This window comes from Streptomyces rapamycinicus NRRL 5491 (assembly GCF_024298965.1).
In the GTDB taxonomy this organism is placed as follows: domain Bacteria; phylum Actinomycetota; class Actinomycetes; order Streptomycetales; family Streptomycetaceae; genus Streptomyces; species Streptomyces rapamycinicus.
The window spans coordinates 4,812,888-4,830,327 of sequence record NZ_CP085193.1; the positions used below are offsets into that span (position 1 = coordinate 4,812,888).

Consider the following 17,440-nt stretch of genomic DNA (forward strand, 5'->3'; position numbering starts at 1 on the left):
CAGCCAACAACCGGGGAGGACCCGTGCCCACCACCATCGAAGGCCCCGACTTCATCGCCTTGCAGGTACGCGATGTCGAGGCGGCGGCCGCCTTCTGCGAAACCCACCTCGGCCTGCGGCGGGCACCGGCCTCGCCGCCCGGTGCGGTGGTGTTCACCACCGAGCCGATCCCGTTCGCCGTCCGCGAGCCGCTGCCGGGCGTGGACCTCGACGGCGTCGCACGTCCCGGGCTCGGAGTGGCCCTGTGGTTCCGCACCGCGGACGCCCAGGCACTGCACGACCAGCTCGCCGCCGCCGGGGTGCCCATCCTCAGCCCGCCCCAGGACAGCCCCTTCGGCCGTACGTTCACCTTCACCGGCCCGGAGGGCTACGCCCTCACGGCACACGGAGGCTGACCGTGACCGCCGTCGCCCTCACCCCGTCCGGCCCCTTCTCGCTCGCGGCGGGCGTCCGCTTCCTGGAGGACTTCACCCCGGCGAGCTACCGGGGCGCGGCGGACGACGTGCTCCGCCTGGCCTTCCCCGCCGACGACGGCCACTCGACGGTGGCCGTCGCGGTGCGGCAGGAGGAGACGGCGGAGGGAGAAGCGGGCAGCGTCCGGGCCGAGTTCACCACGTACCCCGACCCCGACACCCCGGCGGACCCCAGGTCCGCCGGGACCGGGGCCGGGGCCGTCCGGGCCCAGCTGGCCCGCGTCCTCTCCCTCGATGTCGACGGAAGCGGCTTCCCCGGACTCGCCGCCGCCGACCCCGTGGTGGCCGGGCTCATGGCGGACTATCCGGGCCTTCGGCCGGTGTGCTTCCACTCGCCCTACGAAGCCGCCGCATGGGCGATCATCGGCCACCGCATCCGCATGACCCAGGCCGCCGCCATCAAGGCCCGCATCGCCGAGCGGCACGGTCGGCGCGTCCGGATCGAGGGCCGGACCCTGTACGCCTTCCCCACCCCACCGGCCCTGCGCGCGATCACCCGCGCCCCCGGCCTGACCGAGGTGAAGATCGAGCGGCTGCACGCACTCGCCGAAGCGGCCGACGCCGGTGAACTCGACGCCGCACGGCTGCGCTCGATGCCGGTGGACGACGCCCTCGCGGCGCTGCGCGACCTCCCGGGCATCGGCCCGTTCTCCGCCGAACTCATCCTCATCCGCGGCGCCGGGCACCCGGATGTCTTCCCGCGTCACGAACCGCGGCTGCACGCGGCCATGGCCGACGCGTACGGCCTCGGCGCGGCCGCCTCGGGCGACATCCGCCAACTGGCCGGTATCGCCGACCGCTGGCAGCCCTACCGCAGCTGGATCGCGCTGCTGCTCCGCGCCCGCGCCGCGCACATCAGCGGCCGCGGAACCAGCGCGATCCCGGTCGGGGCGCCCGCCGGGGCCGCCCCGAAACTCATCGGTCCCCCGGTCAGCGGTTGACGAAGGTGAGGCTCTTCTCGTCGTAGCGGGTGCCGGCGACCTGGTCGGCCGGGGCGGCGGCGTCGATCGCGGAGAGTTCCTCGGGGGTCAGCTCGAGGGTGGCGGCGGCCAGGTTCTCCGCCAGGTACTTCTGGCGCCGGGTGCCCGGGATGGGGACCACGTCGTCGCCGCGGTGCTGCACCCAGGCGAGGGCGAGCTGGCCCGCGGTGACGCCCTTCGCGGCGGCCAGTTCATCCAGCTTCTCCACGATGGCCAGGTTCTGCTCCAGGTTGCCGTCGGCGAACCGGGGCTGGGAGCGGCGTACGTCGCTCTCCGGGAGGCCGTCGGTCGAGGTGTAGCGGCCGGTGAGGAAGCCGCGGCCGAGCGGGGAGAAGGGGACGAGGCCGATGCCGAGCTCACGGCAGACCGGGACGATCTCGTGCTCCAGATCCCGCGTCCACAGCGACCATTCGCTCTGCAGGGCCGCGATGGGGTGCACCGCGTGGGCCCGGCGGATGGTCTCCGCGCCCGCCTCGGACAGTCCGAGGTGGCGCACCTTGCCCGCCCGGACCAGCTCGGCCATCGCGCCGACGGTCTCCTCGATGGGGACGTCGGGGTCGACGCGGTGCTGGTAGTAGAGGTCGATGTGATCGACGCCGAGCCGCCGCAGCGAGGCGTCGCACGCCTGGCGGACGTACGCGGCGTCCCCCCGGATCGCGGTCGGCTCCCCCAGCCGGTTGGCGAACCCGAACTTGGTGGCCAGCACCGCCCGCTCCCGCCGCCCGGCCAGGGCCCGGCCGAGCAGTTCCTCGTTGTGCCCGGTGCCGTAGAAGTCGGAGGTGTCCAGCAGCGTGACGCCGAGGTCGAGGGCGCGGTGGAGAGTGGCGATCGACTGGGCGTCGTCCGAGGCGCCGTAGCCGTGGCTCATCCCCATGCAGCCCAGCCCCTGGGCCGCGACGGTCAGTGCCCCCAGGCGGCGGATGGGCAGTTCGGACATCGGGTACCTCCTCGTGGTCGTGACGATCACGCTAGGAGTTGGAGCGCACTCGAAGTCAAACCGGCTCCGTACACCCGGAGATCCGCGGAGATATCGACCATCGGCGACGAACACGAGTGAATTCCTCGAATTGGTCCGGCTAGCTTTCTCGTTGAGGTGGAAGGTCCACCGGATCGGAGTGTTCGATATGCGCTCTCGTCGCCTTGCGTTAGCCGCGGCAACCACCCTCGGGGCCCTGGCCCTCACACTGGGGATCGGAGGAACGGCGCAGGCCGCTCCGCGCCCTCCGCTCACCAAGGCCGAATGCTGGGCCTCTGGAGGCATAGTCGTCCCGATCAATGTCGTCGGGTCCGTCTGTATCTGGCACAACCCCGACGGCACCAGCGACTCCGCGCAGATCACCGACCCGCTGGGCAGCAACTGACCTGAGTGCCCCGTGAACGCGGCCGGCCCGGTGCGCTCCCCCGTCGCGCACCGGGCCGGTCGGTGGGCCTGCTGCCCTGGCCCCCGTCGAGGGCAGCAGGCCTCATTTCCCCCGTTGGCTTTGCTATTCCGTGGCGATCGCGTTCAGGACGTTCATCCGCGCCGCCCGGAAGGCCGGGACCAGGGCCGCGATCAGGCCCACGACGGCGGAGCCGATGAAGACCGTGATGATCGTCGGCCACGGGATCTCCAGGGTCTTCAGACCCTCGAGTGCCAGCAGCTTCTGGGCCGTGGTGCCCCAGCCCATGCCGAGCCCGAGGCCCAGCAGGGCGCCGAAGAGCGCGATGACCACGGACTCCAGGCGGATCATGCGGCGCATCTGGCGGCGGGAGAGGCCGATGGCGCGCATCAGGCCGATCTCGCGGGTCCGCTCGACGACCGAGAGGGCCAGGGTGTTCACCACGCCGAGGACGGCGACGATGATCGCGAGCGCCAGCAGGCCGTAGACCAGGTTGAGCAGCTGACCGACCTGGTCCTTGACCTCCTTCTTGTAGTCGGTCTGGTCGCGCACCTTGACCGACGGGTAGTGGTGCAGCTGGGACTTGAGGGAGGCGTACGCCTGCTTCTCCTGGCCGTCCCTGGCCTGCGCCAGCATCATGACGTCCGCCGGGATCAGCTTGGCGGGGACATAGCGCTCGACGGTGGCGATGTCGAGGTACAGCGCGCCCTTGTCGAGGCTGACGTCGTCCGAGGTGATCGCGGCGACGGTCAGCTTGGCGGTGCGGCCCTCCTTGAAGGCGACGGTGAGGGTGTCGCCCCTCTTCACCTTGTGGTCCTTGGCGAAGCCCTCGGGCACCGACATGGCGTCCTTGCCGTACGCGGCGGACAGGTCGCCCTCGACGACCGGGGTGCGCAGGTCCTCGGCGTAGGTCGGGCTGGCGGCCGAGAGGTCCTTGGTGACCGTCTTGCCGTCGGGCAGGGTGAGCTTGGTGCCCTCGATGTCCTTGGCCTCGCTGATGTGCTTCAGACCCTTGGCCTGGCGTACCGCGTCCGCGATCCCCTTGGTGATCGGCTGGCCGGTGTCGGACTGGACGATGAAGTCCGCGCCCACCGACTTGTCCAGCTCGTCGGTGGCCGAGGCGACCATCGAGGAGCCCACCACCGACAGACAGGCGACCAGCGCCAGGCCGATCATCAGGGCCGCGCCGGTGGCGCCGGTGCGCCGCGGGTTGCGCAGCGCGTTGCGCTCGGCCAGCCGGCCGACCGGGCCGAAGATCCGCAGTACGACGGTGGCCAGTACGCGGACCACCAGACCGGCCAGCAGCGGGCCGATGACGATGAAGCCGATGAGCGTCAGCACCACGCCGAGGCCCAGGAACATCGAACCGTCGACCGCCTTGTCCGCGTTCCCCGCGACCACCAGGGAGGCCGCGCCGCCCGCGGTGAGCAGGGTGCCGATCGCGCCGCGGATCCATCCGGCCTTGCTGTCCGCCGGGGTGCCGGCGTCGCGCAGGGCCGCCATCGGGGAGATCTTCCCGGCCCGGCGGGCGGGGATGTACGCCGCGATGACGGTGACGACGACGCCGATGCCGATACCGACGATGGGCGTGGTGGCCTTCACCGTCAGCTGGTCGGTGCTCAGGTGGAGCCCCGCGCTGCCCATGATCTTCATCAGGCCGACCGCGAGGCCGACGCCGCCGAGGACGCCGAGGATCGAGCCGACGATGCCGAGCAGCAGCGCCTCGATCAGCACCGACCGGTTGATCTGCTTCCGGCTGGAGCCGATGGCCCGCATCAGGCCGATCTCACGGGTGCGCTGGGCGACCAGCATCGAGAAGGTGTTGACGATCAGGAAGATGCCGACCAGGACGGCGATCCCGGCGAAGCCGAGCATCGCGTACTTCATCACGTCCAGGAACGAGCCGATGTCGTCCTCGGCCTCCTTGCTGGACTCGGCCTTCGTCTGCACCTTGACCCCGGTGCCGAGGCCCGCGACGACGTTCTTCTTCAGCTGGTCGTGGCTGACGCCCGCCTTGGCGGTGAGCGAGTAGCTGGAGTAGACCCCGGGGGCGCCGAGCAGCTTGCGCTGCGCGGTGTCGGTGTCCATGTAGATCAGCGTGGCGCCGGGGTTGGTCACCTGGAACGTGGCGATGCCGACGATCTTCGCGCGGAACTCGCCCGGGATGGCGATGATCCGCACCTCGTCGCCGAGCTTGAGCTTCTTGTTCTTGGCGGTGTCGCCGTCGACCATGATCTCGGTCGGGCCGCGCGGCGCGTGGCCGGAGGTGATCTCGACCGAGCGCTGCTCGGTCGGGTCCCAGTTGGTGCCGATGGTCGGGGCGCCGGTGTCCGAGCCGATGCTGTCGTCGTTGCGGTCGGCGGCGGTGATCGACTGGCTGGTGACGTCGCCGAGCACCGACTTGACGCCGTCCACCTGCTTCAGCCGCGCCAGCTCCGAACCGGGCAGCGTACGGATCCGGCCCTGCCTGGTGTCCTTGTCGCTGACGCCCTTGGGGCTGACCGTGACATCGGAGGCCGTGCTCGCGAAGAGCTTGTCGAACGTGGCGTTGGTGGTGTCGGTGAAGACGAGCGTGCCGCAGACGAAGGCCACCGACAGCAGCACGGCGATCGCGGACAGCGCCATCCGCCCCTTGTGGGCGACGAAGTTGCGCAGTGAGGTCTTGAGGACGGTCATGACACCCGTCCTCGCGCGTCGAAGTGCTTCATGCGCTCCAGGACCAGATCGGCCGTCGGGTTGTACATCTCGTCGACGATCCGGCCGTCGGCCAGGTACAGGACCCGGTCGGCGTAGGAGGCGGCGACCGGGTCATGGGTGACCATCACGATGGTCTGGCCCAGCTCGTCCACCGACCGCTTGAGGAAGCCCAGCACCTCGGCACCGGCCCGCGAGTCCAGGTTTCCGGTCGGCTCGTCACCGAAGATGATCTCGGGGCGGGCGGCGAGTGCGCGGGCCACGGCGACGCGCTGCTGCTGACCGCCGGAGAGCTGGTTCGGACGGTGCTTGAGCCGGCCGGACAGACCCACGGTCTCCACCACCCGGTCCATCCAGGCCCGGTCGGGCTTGCGGCCCGCGATGTCCATCGGCAGCGTGATGTTCTCGATCGCGCTGAGCGTGGGCAGCAGGTTGAACGCCTGGAAGATGAAGCCGATCCGGTCCCGGCGCAGCTTGGTGAGCTTCTTGTCCTTCAGCTTGGTGATCTCGGTCTCATCGATGAAGATCTGCCCGGAGCTGACGGTGTCCAGACCGGCCAGGCAGTGCATCAGGGTCGACTTGCCGGAGCCCGACGGGCCCATGATCGCGGTGTACTGCCCCCGCGCGATGTCCACGTCCACATGGTCCAGCGCGACCACCCGGGTCTCCCCGGAGCCGTACGCCTTGGTGACCTGACGTGCGCGGGCGGCGACGGCCGTATGTCCTCCGCTGCCCCCGGTCCTGGGAATCGATACAGCCGTTGTCACGGTCTTTCTCCTTCGGTGTCCGATCGGCGATCTCTGTTCCCCGATCGCCGCAATAAGACTGCCGCGATCCGGGAACCTCCGCGATGGGGAATGACTCCCTCTTAGCGGTAGGGCTAGCCCCACCCCCTCGGTCGCGCAGCCCGTAGCAACCATATGAAGCGGGGACGACAGGCTCCTCATCCGCCCGGACGAACCGGGAGTAGGAGTACAGGGTGGGCATCCCCTAGGGGAGTGAGTCCTGGGTCTGACCCCGGACTCGGGGTCGATGGTGCACCCTCCCGCCACGTCAGGCTCAAACCGGGCCCTCTGGACAGCCCGGATGCGTTCTTCCGCCAGCCTGCCCCGGCATGGAATCGTGGGTCGTACAAGAATCGTGCGCAGGCGAGTCCGTCGTACGAACAACAGGGACACGTGCCGGCGCGGACCGGCGGAGGGAGCTCGCCACCGTGGGCGGCACCGCACGACGGCCGATGGACGCGGACCCCAGGCCCCCCGCACCCCAGCTCCACTCCGAGACCCCCGCCCCCGGCCACCGCCGCCCCGTCGTCGCCGCCCTGATGCTCGGCATGTCGCTGGCCGCGCTGGACTCGACCATCATCTCCACCGCCGTCCCGCAGATCGTCGGCGACCTCGGCGGCTTCTCCGTCTTCTCCTGGCTCTTCTCCGGCTACCTGCTCGCCGTCACCGTCTCCCTGCCGCTGTACGGAAAGCTCTCCGACACCTTCGGCCGCAAGCCCATCCTGCTGGCGGGCGTCGTGCTCTTCGTCATCGGCTCGCTGCTGTGCGCCGGGGCCTGGAACATGGCCTCCCTCATCGCCTTCCGGGTCGTCCAAGGGCTGGGCGGCGGGGCGCTCCAGGGCACCATCCAGGTCGTCGCCGCCGACCTCTATCCGCTCAAGGAGCGCCCGAAGATCCAGGCCAGGCTCTCCTCGGTGTGGGCGCTCTCCTCCGTGGCGGGCCCCGCGATCGGCGGCCTGCTCGCCGGATACGCCGACTGGCGGTGGATCTTCCTCATCAATCTGCCGGTCGGCGCCCTCGCGTTCACGCTGATCACCCGGCATCTGCACGAACCGCGACGGCACCGGGAGAGCCGCCCCCGGGTCGACTGGGCCGGGGCGCTCGGTGTGTTCCTCAGCGGCGGGCTGCTGCTGACCGCCCTCGTCCAGGGCGGAGTGGCCTGGGGCTGGCTGTCCGCGCCCTCGCTCACCATGCTCGGCGGCGCCGCGGTGTGCGCCGCGGCCACCGTATGGATCGAACGGCGCGCCGCCGAACCGATCATCCCCGGGTGGGTCTGGCGCCGCCGCACCATCTCGGCGGTCAACGTCGCCTTCGCCGCGCTCGGTCTGCTCATGATCGCCCCGACCGTCTTCCTGCCCACCTACGCCCAGTCGGTACTGGGGCTCGGACCGATACCCGCCGGGTTCGTGCTGTCCACGATGACGCTGAGCTGGCCGATCGCGGCCGCGCTCAGCAGCCGTCTCTACAACCGCGTCGGCTTCCGGCGCTGCGCCATCACCGGGATGACGGCCGCCACGCTGGTCCTGGCCGCCTTCCCGCTCCTCCCCTACCCGGGCGCCGCCTGGCAGCCCGCGCTGATCATGCTGCTGCTCGGGGGCGCGCTCGGGCTCTTCCAGCTGCCGCTGATCATCGGGGTGCAGTCGTCCGTCGGATGGGCCGAGCGCGGCACCGCCACCGCCTCGATCCTCTTCTGCCGCCAGGTCGGCCAGAGCGTCGGGGCGGCGCTCTTCGGCGCCGTCGCCAACGCGACGCTGGCCTCCCGGCTCACCGAGGCCCCCGGCGCCATCCGGCCGGGGCTGCCCGACGACCTGGACTCGGTCTCGCGCGCGCTGGAGCACCCCGGCGCCCTCACCGACCAGGCGGCCGACTATCTGCGACGGGCCGTGGACACCGCCGTCGACCACGTCTACCTGGGCTCGGCCACGGCCGCGCTGCTGGCCCTGCTGGCCCTGGTGTTCCTCGCCCCGCGCCGCTTTCCGGTCCGTACGGAGGCGGAGGCGGACGCGGAAGCCTGAACGACGGCCGGCGCACGCCTGCGGCTGCCGGTGCGTGGGTCGGACGCAGCTCGTCGGTACGTGGACCCGTCGGCGGTCCGCCGGTGCCTGCGGCGGCCTGTTCCCCTCCCCGCCCCTTCCCGTAACCAGGGGCTCCGCCCCTGGACCCCGGGATCCGGGGCAGAGCCCCGCCACGCGGCGGAGCCGCATATCGATGCTGCGGGAAGCGGCGGAGGCCCGGTCCAGGGTCTAGGGGGAGCCCCGCGCAGGGGCCGGGACGCAGCCCCGCGCAGGGGCCGGGACGCAGCCCCGCGCAGGGGCCGGGACGCAGCCCCGCGCAGGGGCTGGGGCGCAGCCCCGGGCGGGGGCTGGGGCGGAGCCCCAGTTTCGGGAAGGGGCGGGGAGGGGAACAGGCCGCCGCAGGCGTACGCGTACCGTCCGCCGGTGGGGTCAGGACTCGTGGTGCGGGGCCGCCGCCGCGTCCTCCGCCACCGGCTTGCCGGTCAGCGCCGCCAGGCTGCCGCGCACATGCTCCAGATGCGCCTTGAGCTCCTCGCGCCGCTCCACGTGCTCGCGCAGCGTCCGCTCCGTCTCCCGGGCCAGCCGCTCCTCCCGGGCCCGCGCCTGGGCGATGATCTCCGCCGCCTGCGCCTGCGCGTCCTCCTGCCGCAGCCGCGCGGCCTGATCGGCCATCCCGTACTCCCGCTTGGCGTCGGCGAGCCCCGCCTGCGCGTACTCCTCCAGCTGGGCCAGCCGGGCCGTCATCGCGTTGTCCCGCTCGGCCAGTTCGCGGCCCGCCGCCTCCCACCGCTCGGCGTGCTCCCGCTCCTGCTCGGCCAGGATCCCGGCGGTGCGCTGCCGCATCTCCTTCAGCTCCGCCAGCGCCTGGGCCCGCCACTCCTTGGCGTCCTGGCGCGAGACGGCCCGTAGCTCGTCCACATCCACCTGGGCCGACTCCAAGGTGGCGCGCGCCGCCGCCTCGGCGGCCTCGCGGACCAGCTCGGCCTCGTCGCGGGCGGCGTCCCGCACCGTACGGGCCACGGCCTGCACGGCCTCCCACTCCTCCTGCGCCGTCGCCTCGGCCGCCGCCCGCAGACAGACGACCTCCTCCTCGGCCGCCATCAGGATCAGCTGGGCCCGGTCGCCGAGGGACTCATAGGTCTGGGGGGCCAGTTGGGAGATCACCTCGCGCAGCCGCTCCGCCTCGGCGGACAGCTCATTGGCCAGCACGGTGAGGCGCGCGGCGCGCTCCCACGCCGCGTCCCGCGCTTCGGACAGGTCTGCCACATAGCGGTCGACCTGCGCGGGACGGTAGCCACGGCCCCGTCCGCCGACGATGGTGAAGCCATGACGTGACACCGATGCGCCCATCCTTGGAACCCCTTTTGTCCGGTATGCAACGCGCTTCGGCGCACATCTTTATAGATGGCCTCTCATCCCCATAACGCGACACTCCGCCCATATCCGCGGCCGGGAGCGCCGCCGGTGACAACAACGACGAGGCGCCCGCCCCCGTCACGGGGGTCGGGCGCCTCGATCGCCATTCGTGCTTCGGTCGCGCGGTTCGTTCGGTGGCGCGCGGTCAGGGCCGCGCGGGCGGGCTCACCGCGGGCTTACAGCAGGCCGTCCCACATCTGCTCCAGCAGCACCGCCCACCAGTTGTCCGGCGCGGACAGCGCCGCCGGGTCAAGACCCGCGAGCTGCGCCTGGAAGTCCACCGTCCAACGGCCGGCCTGGTCCGGCGTCAGCCCGTACCGCAGCCGCCACATCCGGCCCAGCAGCGCCATGCACCGCACGAACTCCGGCAGCCCGGTGTTCACGAACTGCGGCGGGATCGGCTGGGGCGTCGCCTCCAGCGGCACCGCCACGATGTTCGCCGTGCCGTACTGCACACACAGCTGACGCCCGAAGTCATTGCCCATGACCAGGTACGAACCCGCGTCCGGCGCGGACTGCGCCCCGCGCTCCGCCGCCAACTCCGCCAGCGTCGGCACCGGGCGGCCCGCCTGGGCCTGCGCCCAGAAGAACGGGCCGAAGTCCAGCGGCAGCCCCGCCCACACCAGCGTCTGGGCCACCACTTCCGGAACGCCCATCCGCGACACCGCGCGCTGGTCGAAGCGGACGATGCCCTGCGGCCCGAACGCCTGGCCCAGCTCATGCGCGAGACCCTCCGGCGGCACTGGCGGGATCGGCTGCACCTGGCTGGGATGCGGCAGCGGCACCCGGTTCGGCGCCGGACGGGCCGGGCCGTCCGCCACCTGGTGCAGCTCGCCCTGGTGCTCCAGCAGATGCCGTACGCCCTGCTGCCGGGTCGCGTGATCGCGTCCGTACGGAGCGGTGTGACTGATCCGCACCTGCGGCCAGCTCTCCCGGATCATCCGGGCACAGTAGCCGCCGGGCAGATCACAGGACTCCAGCTCGGTGTGGAGCTCCAGCACCTGCTGCGGTGGGACGTTCATCGCCCGCAGCTCATGCAGGATCTGCCACTCCGGATGCGGGGTCCCGGGCGCCGAACGGCGGATCAGCTGCTGCTCCGAGCCGTCCTGGGCGCGGTAGCGCAGCACCGCCATATAACCCGGGCCCACGGTCGGCTGACCGGGAGGCGGCGGATACGCATAGCCGGGCTGCGGCGCCATCCCCGGCGCGGGCGCGCCCGGAGGCGGCGCCACCCCCTGAACCGGAGCACCGGCGGGCGGCGGCATACCGGGGGCGCCCGGCGCGCCAGGGGCACCGGGTCCGCCCGGGTACGGCGGCCCGGCCGCGCCCGGCGGGGGCGGCGGCGTGTGCGGACCACCCGCACCGGGGACACCGGGTGGGCCGGGCGGCTGCGGGCCGGACGGGGCACCCTGGCCCGGAGCGCCGGGCGCACCGGGCGGATGCGGGGTGCCGGGGGGCGGGGTCTGCCCGGGCGCACCCGGCCCACCCGCGAGCATCGTCGCCGCAGCGTGCACCCCACCACCGGGCGCACCCGGAGCACCAGGCGGAGGCGGCGTCTGACCACCACCCTGCCCACCAGGAGCACCGGGGGCGCCATGGGCGCCGGGCGGACCAGGCGGCCCGGGAGGTCCGGGGGGACCGGGGGGACCGGGCGGATGCGGGGTGCCGGGGGGCGGGGTCTGGCCAGGCGCACCCGGCCCACCCGCGAGCATCGTCGCCGCAGCGTGCACCCCACCACCGGGCGCACCCGGAGCACCAGGCGGAGGCGGCGTCTGACCACCACCCTGCCCACCAGGAGCACCAGGGGTTCCAGGAGCCCCGGGCGCGCCCGGTGCACCGGGAGGCTGCGGGGCGCCGCCGAGGCTGTCGGAGTCGAGCTGCGAGACCAGCTGCGTCGGTACGTACCCCCCGGCCGGAGCGCCGGGAGCACCGGGCCCGGACGGCGCGGGCGGCGGAGGCGTGGAGTCCGCACCCGGCCGGGCACCGGGCGCACCCGGCGTCCCCGGGGCACCGGGCGGCGGAGGCGTCGGTCCGCCGCCCGCCTTGCGGGTGGCGGCGTCCGCGATGTCGCTCACGTTGGGATTGGCACCCGGACCGGCACCCGGACCGGCACCGGGGCCGCCCTGCTGCGCGGGGAAGTCGAGGGACGGGGCGATGGCCGTGGGCGGCAGCGCGCTGCCGCCGGACATCAACTCGGTCTTGGCGTCCGCCCGTATGCCCGGCGGCGGGGTGTCCTCGTCGTCGGACCCCGCGAGCGGCGGGGCGAAGACCGTGGCGGGCGGGGCGACCGAGCGGTCGTCGTCATCGTCGCCCTTGATGTCCGTACCGGCCCACGGCGTAGCGCCGCCGGGCGTGGCCGCGTTGTCGGCCTGGCCCCCCGAAGAGGGCGTACCGGCGCCCGGCGCGGGCGGCGCCCACGGGCCGGCCCCACCGGGCGGGGGCGGAGGCTGCGCGTTCCGCCAGCCCTCGCCGCCGGACGGGGCATTGGGCGCGGAAGGGGCGCCCGGCGCGGGCGGGCCGTCCTGCGGCCGGTCGCCCGCGAGCGGACGCGCGACTCCGTCGGACGGCCAGTCGTCCACGGTCCCGCCCCGCTCCCGGGGCGCACCCGGAACGGACCCACCGTGAGCGGGCGCGCCCGGCACGGGTCCAGACGGAGCGGGCGCACCCGGCACGGGCGCGGGCGGAGCGGGTGGCGCGCCCGGCGCGCTGTGCGGCGTGCCCGGACCGGCGCTCCGCACGCCGCCGTCCGACGGCCAGTCGTCCATGCCCGGGGCCCGGTGTCCCGGCGCCCCGGACCCGGCGGCCCCGGCCCCCGGCCCACCGGCCGGCGGCCAGTTGCCCTCCGGCGGCAAGGGAGGCGATGCGGCACCGGCAGGCGGAGCGGGCGGCCCGGAAGGGCCCGGAACCGAAGCGGAACCAGCGGACGCGGCGGCGGCATCCGGCCCGCCCCCGCCGGGCTCCGCCCCCGCCCGCTGCTCGGGAAGGTCCAGCCGCCCCTCGGACCGGCTGTTCATCGCGTCCGCCGCCTCCTGCAGCCACTCCGGCGGAGTCAGCAGGAAGGACGTCGCGTTCAGGTCGATGCGCTGCTGCCGCCCGGTGGTGGACTCGTCGCGGGAGCCGTCGGTCGTGCCGTACCGCTCCTCGTAACGGCGGATCACCTCGCCCACCGGCAGCCCCGGCCACAGCGTGGTCTCGCCGCTGTCGCGGGCGATCACCATCCGCGTGCCCTCGGCCCCGTGGCCCGAGACCGGTCCGTCCGCGCGGTCCTCGGCCCACACCACGAAGCCCAGGTCGAACTCCCGGACCCGTGCCTCGCGCTGCTGATAGGCGGGCACATCGCCGTTGATCCAGAGTTCCGCGCGCTCCTGCGCCTGTGCGAAGGTCACCATCGCGCTCACCCCTCCACCGGGACGGCGTACGCGAATCCACCGTCCACCATCAGGTTCGCCACGGTCTCCAGCTCCGGCGGATTGCCCGCCAGCCGGAGCAGGAAGGCGTCGAAGTCGTCGCCGCAGGGCAGCAACAGCCGCTCCACCCGCTCCTGGACCGTCCAGCCGTCACGGTCCCGCGCGTCGTCATACGCACAGAACCACACCGAGCCGATCGCGTCACCCTTCACCTTGACCGCGATCACCCCGCCCTGGACGAAGCCGACGCCCAGATAGTCCTTGGTGAAGTGGTCCCGCAGACACTTGTTGACATAGACGAGGTCATTGACCGCCGCCTCGTCGCGCACCGTGAAGAAGGGCTGGTCGATCAGCAGCCCCAGCTCCGGGTCGAGCGCCGTGCCGACCGGTGCGCAGCCGCCCGCCGCCTTGAGGAAGGCGCGGTACGAATCGGGCAGCCGGTAGCCGAGGTCCTCCTCGACGCCGAGCACCTGCTCCTCGGTGACGGAGATGCCCCGCAGCGGCAGGCCCACATGCATCGGCCGGGTCTCCTGCAGCGGGCGGGTGCCCCGCTTCTCCTGGTCGACCTGCGCCGTGGCGAGCCCTCCGTGGTGCCGCAGCAGCGCCTTGACCTCGACCGGAATCAGCTCCATGCGCCGAGTGCCGACGACGTGGTGCCAGGTCCAGCCGTGCGGAGTGGCCACCGCCGACGCCTCGTTCCACAGCTCGTGACCGGCGGCGTGCAGCGCCGCGTTCGCCGAGACGTAGTCCGTCAGCCGGAGCTCGTCGACGCCGAACCCCTCCGGGGGCTCGGCGATTTCGGCGGCCGCGCGCGCATACGGCGAGAAGTCCGGAAAGCCGTTTTCGTCCACGCGGACACCCTTGGGGTGGCGCGCGGCCCGGACCGGATCCGGGAAGTGCACGACCTGCCCGGCGTAGGCCGTGTTCGGTGGCGCGGCATGCTGCCCGAGCCGACCTGTCGTCATGGCGGTTGCCCCCTGCTGATGCTGGCTACTGGGCACAGCCTATGCGGTGACGCAACCGTCCGAACCGGGCGGCCATCCACCCTCACGACGGCCTCCGTCCCCACCAGGTCGTTCAGGCCCGGACTACCGCAGCGCCCGCGGGATTTGGCAATCTGATCATTGCAACCGGGGGATTGCACAGGGAGGGATCCACCACATGCACATCACGCAGAGCAACGGAGGCGGCGACGGCGCCACCCCCGCGGCCGGCGACCCCCGGCTGAGATGGAGCAGCGTCGACCCCGACGCAGGACCACCGCCGCTCCACCGCCGCCGCGACGGCATCCTGCCCGCCGTCGCGGCCGCGCTGTCCGTCCGCGGCGAGACGCTGACCTGCACCGGAGGCAAGGCCGACCAGCCGCCGACGCTCCATCCGCTGGTGCGGGAATTCCTCGACGCGCTCGCCAGCGGCCAGCGTGAACGATTCACCGGCCGCTGCCCCGAAGTGATCCTGCTCTCCCGCCATCTGGCGAGCGTCGAGGCCGGCCGTTCCAAGCGCGCCTCCCGCAAACCGCTCACCCAGGGTGAGGCCCGCCGCTCCCTCAAACAGGCCAAACTCACCACTCGCCGGATCCGGGAGGCGGGCGACCCGCAGCACGGCAGCTACGCCCCGCCCTGTCTGTCCTGCGCCGCGCTGCTGGCCCATTTCGGCGTACGGGTGGTGGGTGAGAGCACGTGAGCCAGGCACATCAAGCACCACAAGCACCGCAGACTGCCCAGGCCGCGCCGGGAGCGCGGACACCGCAGCCGACACGCCCGGCGCGGCAGTCGATCGACCGCCTGGACGTCACCCGCTTCTCCGTCGCCGTCGACGCCGCGCTGCGCGAGGCGGGCTGGCAGCCCGGCCACTGGGACATGCGGCGCGCCGAGGTCTGGGCCGACACCCTGCGCGCCCACACCTCCCCCGCGGGCCACCGGCACGCCGTCTTCCCGGCGGCGGTCGAGGCATGGGCGGAGTTCGGCGGGCTGCACATCCAGCCGCCCGGCGCGGGCCGCGAGATCGCCCCGACCCCGTTCCGCATCGATCCCCTGCTCGGCCTCCACCTCGCCCGCACCCTCGGCGATCTGGGCCGGGCCCTGGAGACCGAGGTGAGCCCGCTGGGCGAGGAGGCCGACGGGCAGGCGGTGTTGACCATCGACGCGGAGGGACGGGTCTACAGCCTCGACCACACCGGGGACTGGTACCTCGGCCCCACCCTGGACGCCGCCCTCAGCACCCTCGTCACGGGCGCGCTCCCGGCCAGGCTGACCCGCGCGTGAGGCAGGCAATCCGAGTGCGGCCCCGACCGCGCTCGGCCCCCGGCAGAAGTGCCCCGCAGGGGCGGACCGCGCTCGGGCCCCGGCGGATGCGCCCCGCAGGGGCGCGGGGGCTGTGCCGATGTGCGGCTCCGCCGCGTGGGCGCGACCAGCCACAACGGCGCAGCAGCCGAACGACAACGGCCCCTTGCAGAACGCTCAGGCGCTCTTCGCCCGCTCCACGACCCCACCGCGCCCCTCGGCCACATTGCGGTTCGCGGACCGATCCGTACCGTCAGGGCCGTCAGGGCCGTCAGGCCCATCCGGGATGACCGCCGACACCCGGAAGCCACCCGCCTCCGTGACCCCCGACACAAAGCCCCCGCCGAGTGTCGAGACCCGCTCCCGCATCCCGACCAGGCCGTTCCCCCCGCTCGGCAGCCCCGCGTCCGTCGCGCCGCGCTCCGACGGCCCGTTCTCGACCTGGACCGCGATCTCGGCGGTGCGATGCGCCACCCGGACCCGGGCGCTCGCGCCCGGGGCGTGCTTGTGGACGTTGGTCAGCGCCTCCTGGACCACCCGGTAGGCCGTCTGCTCCACCCGAGCCGCGTACCGCCGCTCCTCGCCCTCGACCGAGAGCTCCACGGCCATCCCCGCCGCCCTGGACTGCCCGACCAGCGCCTCCAGCTCCGCCAGCCGCGGCCCCCCGGCCACCTCCACGCCCTTACCGGCCGCCCCCGCGGCCTCGGCGGCCTCGGCGGCCTCGGCGGCCTCCGCGGCGGCCGAGGCCGCGGCCGCCACCCCCGCCAGCGGCCTCTCCTTGGCAGCGGACCCGGCGGCATCGTCGGCGTCGGAGGAGGAGCGTCCAGCGGCGGCGGAAGACGAGGACCCGGCGGCGAACGCCGCCCCCGCCCGCGGACCGTCCTCCGAGCGCAGCACCCCCAGCATCTGCCGCAGCTCGGTCAGCGCCTGCCGCCCCATGTCGCCCACCAGCGCCGCGTTCTTCGACGCCTTCTCCGGATCCTTGAGCGCCACCGCCTGCAGCGCCGCCGCGTGCACCACCATCAGGCTCACCCGGTGCGCCACCACGTCGTGCATCTCCCGCGCGATCCGGGTCCGCTCCTCGTTACGGGCCCACTCGGCCCGTTCCTCCGCCCGGTCCGCGAGCAGCGAGAGCTCTCGTTCCAGACCGTCCGCCCGCTCCCGCAGGCTCTCCACCAGCCGCCGCCGCGCCCGGACGTACAGCCCCAGCAGCACGGGCGGGGCGGTCAGCCCCAGGGTGAGCACCATGGCGAACATCGGGGCCTCCCACACCGAGGTCCCCAGACCACTCTGGGGGTCGTCCCGGCGGAGGCCGATCACCGTGACGAGGAAGCTGCCCACCGCCGCCATTCCGGCCAGCACCGCCGTGATCCGGCGCGGCACCTCGGACGAGGCGAGGGTGTAGAGCCCCACGACGCCGAGCAGCAGACCCATTTCGGCGGGGGTGACCGCGATCGATATCAGCACCACGGCGATCGCCCAGCGCCGCCGCAGCACCAGCGTGGCGCCGACGAGGATCCCGATCAGCACCCCGGCGACCACCGGAATCCGGGCATCGTGGGCGAAACCGACACCCTCCGCCGCGCACTCGATCGACGACGCCACGGCGAGCAGGACATCGAGCCCCATGCTCCGCCGCCGCGCCCACCACCACGGCCCCGCGGGCGCGCCCCGCGCGCCCGCGGCCTCTTCCCCCGTCGAACTCATAGCGACCAGCCTACGGCCGGGCGCCAGCGCTTTTCCCGGTGACACGGCGGCGTGCCCGCCGCGCCGTCCGCGCCCCGACGGGCTGGCACATACCGTCGCACCGAAGGCTCCTGGTACGGCATAGTGGAGGGCGCCGAGGCGGCGATCTGATCGAATTCCGGTCAGATGGCTTGCGCCATCCCCCGTGGTGTAATTGGCAGCACAGTGGCTTTTGGTGCCATTTGTCCGGGTTCGAGTCCTGGCGGGGGAGCTTCACATTCCGCCCCGGATCCCGCTCCGGATCCCACCTCGGACCCCGCCTC

The 17,440-nt window shown here is 73.3% G+C and carries 13 protein-coding genes and 1 tRNA gene; 7 read left to right on the top strand and 7 right to left on the bottom strand.

What is annotated here, in order from left to right; genetic code table 11:
- Positions 1 to 23 precede the first annotated feature (23 nt).
- Both LIV37_RS19800 and LIV37_RS19805 read left to right on the top strand, forming a co-directional pair.
- Positions 24 to 395 carry a VOC family protein gene (locus LIV37_RS19800; RefSeq protein ID WP_020868889.1) on the top strand — a complete coding sequence of 124 codons (372 nt, stop codon included), beginning with the start codon at positions 24 to 26 and terminating at the stop codon, positions 393 to 395.
- 2 nt (positions 396 to 397) lie between these two features.
- Entirely contained in the window at positions 398 to 1,414 is a 1,017-nt protein-coding gene (locus LIV37_RS19805) for a DNA-3-methyladenine glycosylase family protein (protein ID WP_020868890.1), read from the top strand.
- Here LIV37_RS19805 and LIV37_RS19810 read toward each other — a convergent pair.
- Complete coding sequence (locus LIV37_RS19810; protein ID WP_020868891.1) at positions 1,404 to 2,390, bottom strand: aldo/keto reductase; 987 nt, start codon at positions 2,388 to 2,390, stop codon at positions 1,404 to 1,406. The two genes, LIV37_RS19805 and LIV37_RS19810, sit on opposite strands and share 11 nt — an antisense overlap.
- Positions 2,391 to 2,577: 187 nt before the next feature.
- Between LIV37_RS19810 and LIV37_RS19815 the strand changes: the two genes are divergently transcribed.
- Complete coding sequence (locus LIV37_RS19815; RefSeq protein ID WP_148717821.1) at positions 2,578 to 2,814, top strand: hypothetical protein; 237 nt, start codon at positions 2,578 to 2,580, stop codon at positions 2,812 to 2,814.
- 123 nt (positions 2,815 to 2,937) lie between these two features.
- On the opposite strand, the gene LIV37_RS19820 is transcribed toward LIV37_RS19815, so the two are convergent.
- A complete protein-coding gene (locus LIV37_RS19820) occupies positions 2,938 to 5,508 on the bottom strand; it encodes an ABC transporter permease (RefSeq protein WP_020868892.1) in 2,571 nt (856 codons plus the stop codon).
- Positions 5,505 to 6,293: an ABC transporter ATP-binding protein gene (locus LIV37_RS19825; protein ID WP_121824735.1), complete on the bottom strand. Its 789-nt coding sequence runs from the start codon at positions 6,291 to 6,293 to the stop codon at positions 5,505 to 5,507. The genes LIV37_RS19820 and LIV37_RS19825 overlap by 4 nt, the downstream gene beginning before the upstream one ends.
- A 446-nt stretch (positions 6,294 to 6,739) precedes the next feature.
- Here LIV37_RS19825 and LIV37_RS19830 point away from each other — a divergent pair, with 446 nt between their 5' ends.
- Positions 6,740 to 8,326, top strand: coding sequence for an MFS transporter (locus tag LIV37_RS19830; RefSeq protein ID WP_121824734.1), 1,587 nt, complete (start codon positions 6,740 to 6,742; stop codon positions 8,324 to 8,326).
- A 429-nt stretch (positions 8,327 to 8,755) separates the two neighbouring features.
- Here LIV37_RS19830 and LIV37_RS19835 read toward each other — a convergent pair whose 3' ends face one another.
- From LIV37_RS19835 to LIV37_RS19845, 3 genes are all read right to left on the bottom strand, one after another.
- Positions 8,756 to 9,676, bottom strand: coding sequence for a coiled-coil domain-containing protein (locus LIV37_RS19835; RefSeq protein WP_121824733.1), 921 nt, complete (start codon positions 9,674 to 9,676; stop codon positions 8,756 to 8,758).
- A gap of 242 nt (positions 9,677 to 9,918) precedes the next feature.
- Positions 9,919 to 13,131 carry an SUKH-4 family immunity protein gene (locus LIV37_RS19840; RefSeq protein WP_121824732.1) on the bottom strand — a complete coding sequence of 1,071 codons (3,213 nt, stop codon included), beginning with the start codon at positions 13,129 to 13,131 and terminating at the stop codon, positions 9,919 to 9,921.
- A gap of 5 nt (positions 13,132 to 13,136) precedes the next feature.
- Positions 13,137 to 14,114, bottom strand: coding sequence for an HNH endonuclease (locus LIV37_RS19845; RefSeq protein WP_121824731.1), 978 nt, complete (start codon positions 14,112 to 14,114; stop codon positions 13,137 to 13,139).
- Between the two features lie 196 nt (positions 14,115 to 14,310).
- On the opposite strand from LIV37_RS19845, the gene LIV37_RS19850 reads away from it, so the two are divergent.
- Together LIV37_RS19850 and LIV37_RS19855 are read left to right on the top strand one after the other, a co-directional pair.
- Positions 14,311 to 14,832 carry a YwqJ-related putative deaminase gene (locus LIV37_RS19850; protein ID WP_020868898.1) on the top strand — a complete coding sequence of 174 codons (522 nt, stop codon included), beginning with the start codon at positions 14,311 to 14,313 and terminating at the stop codon, positions 14,830 to 14,832.
- On the top strand, positions 14,829 to 15,413 hold the full coding sequence (locus tag LIV37_RS19855; RefSeq protein WP_020868899.1) for an SUKH-3 domain-containing protein: 585 nt from the start codon (positions 14,829 to 14,831) through the stop codon (positions 15,411 to 15,413). Before LIV37_RS19850 ends, LIV37_RS19855 begins: the two co-directional genes overlap by 4 nt.
- A gap of 195 nt (positions 15,414 to 15,608) precedes the next feature.
- On the opposite strand, the gene LIV37_RS19860 is transcribed toward LIV37_RS19855, so the two are convergent.
- A complete protein-coding gene (locus LIV37_RS19860; RefSeq protein WP_121824730.1) occupies positions 15,609 to 17,138 on the bottom strand; it encodes a sensor histidine kinase in 1,530 nt (509 codons plus the stop codon).
- 178 nt (positions 17,139 to 17,316) lie between these two features.
- On the opposite strand from LIV37_RS19860, the gene LIV37_RS19865 reads away from it, so the two are divergent.
- Positions 17,317 to 17,388: transfer RNA gene (locus LIV37_RS19865), tRNA-Gln, on the top strand.
- Positions 17,389 to 17,440 lie beyond the last annotated feature (52 nt).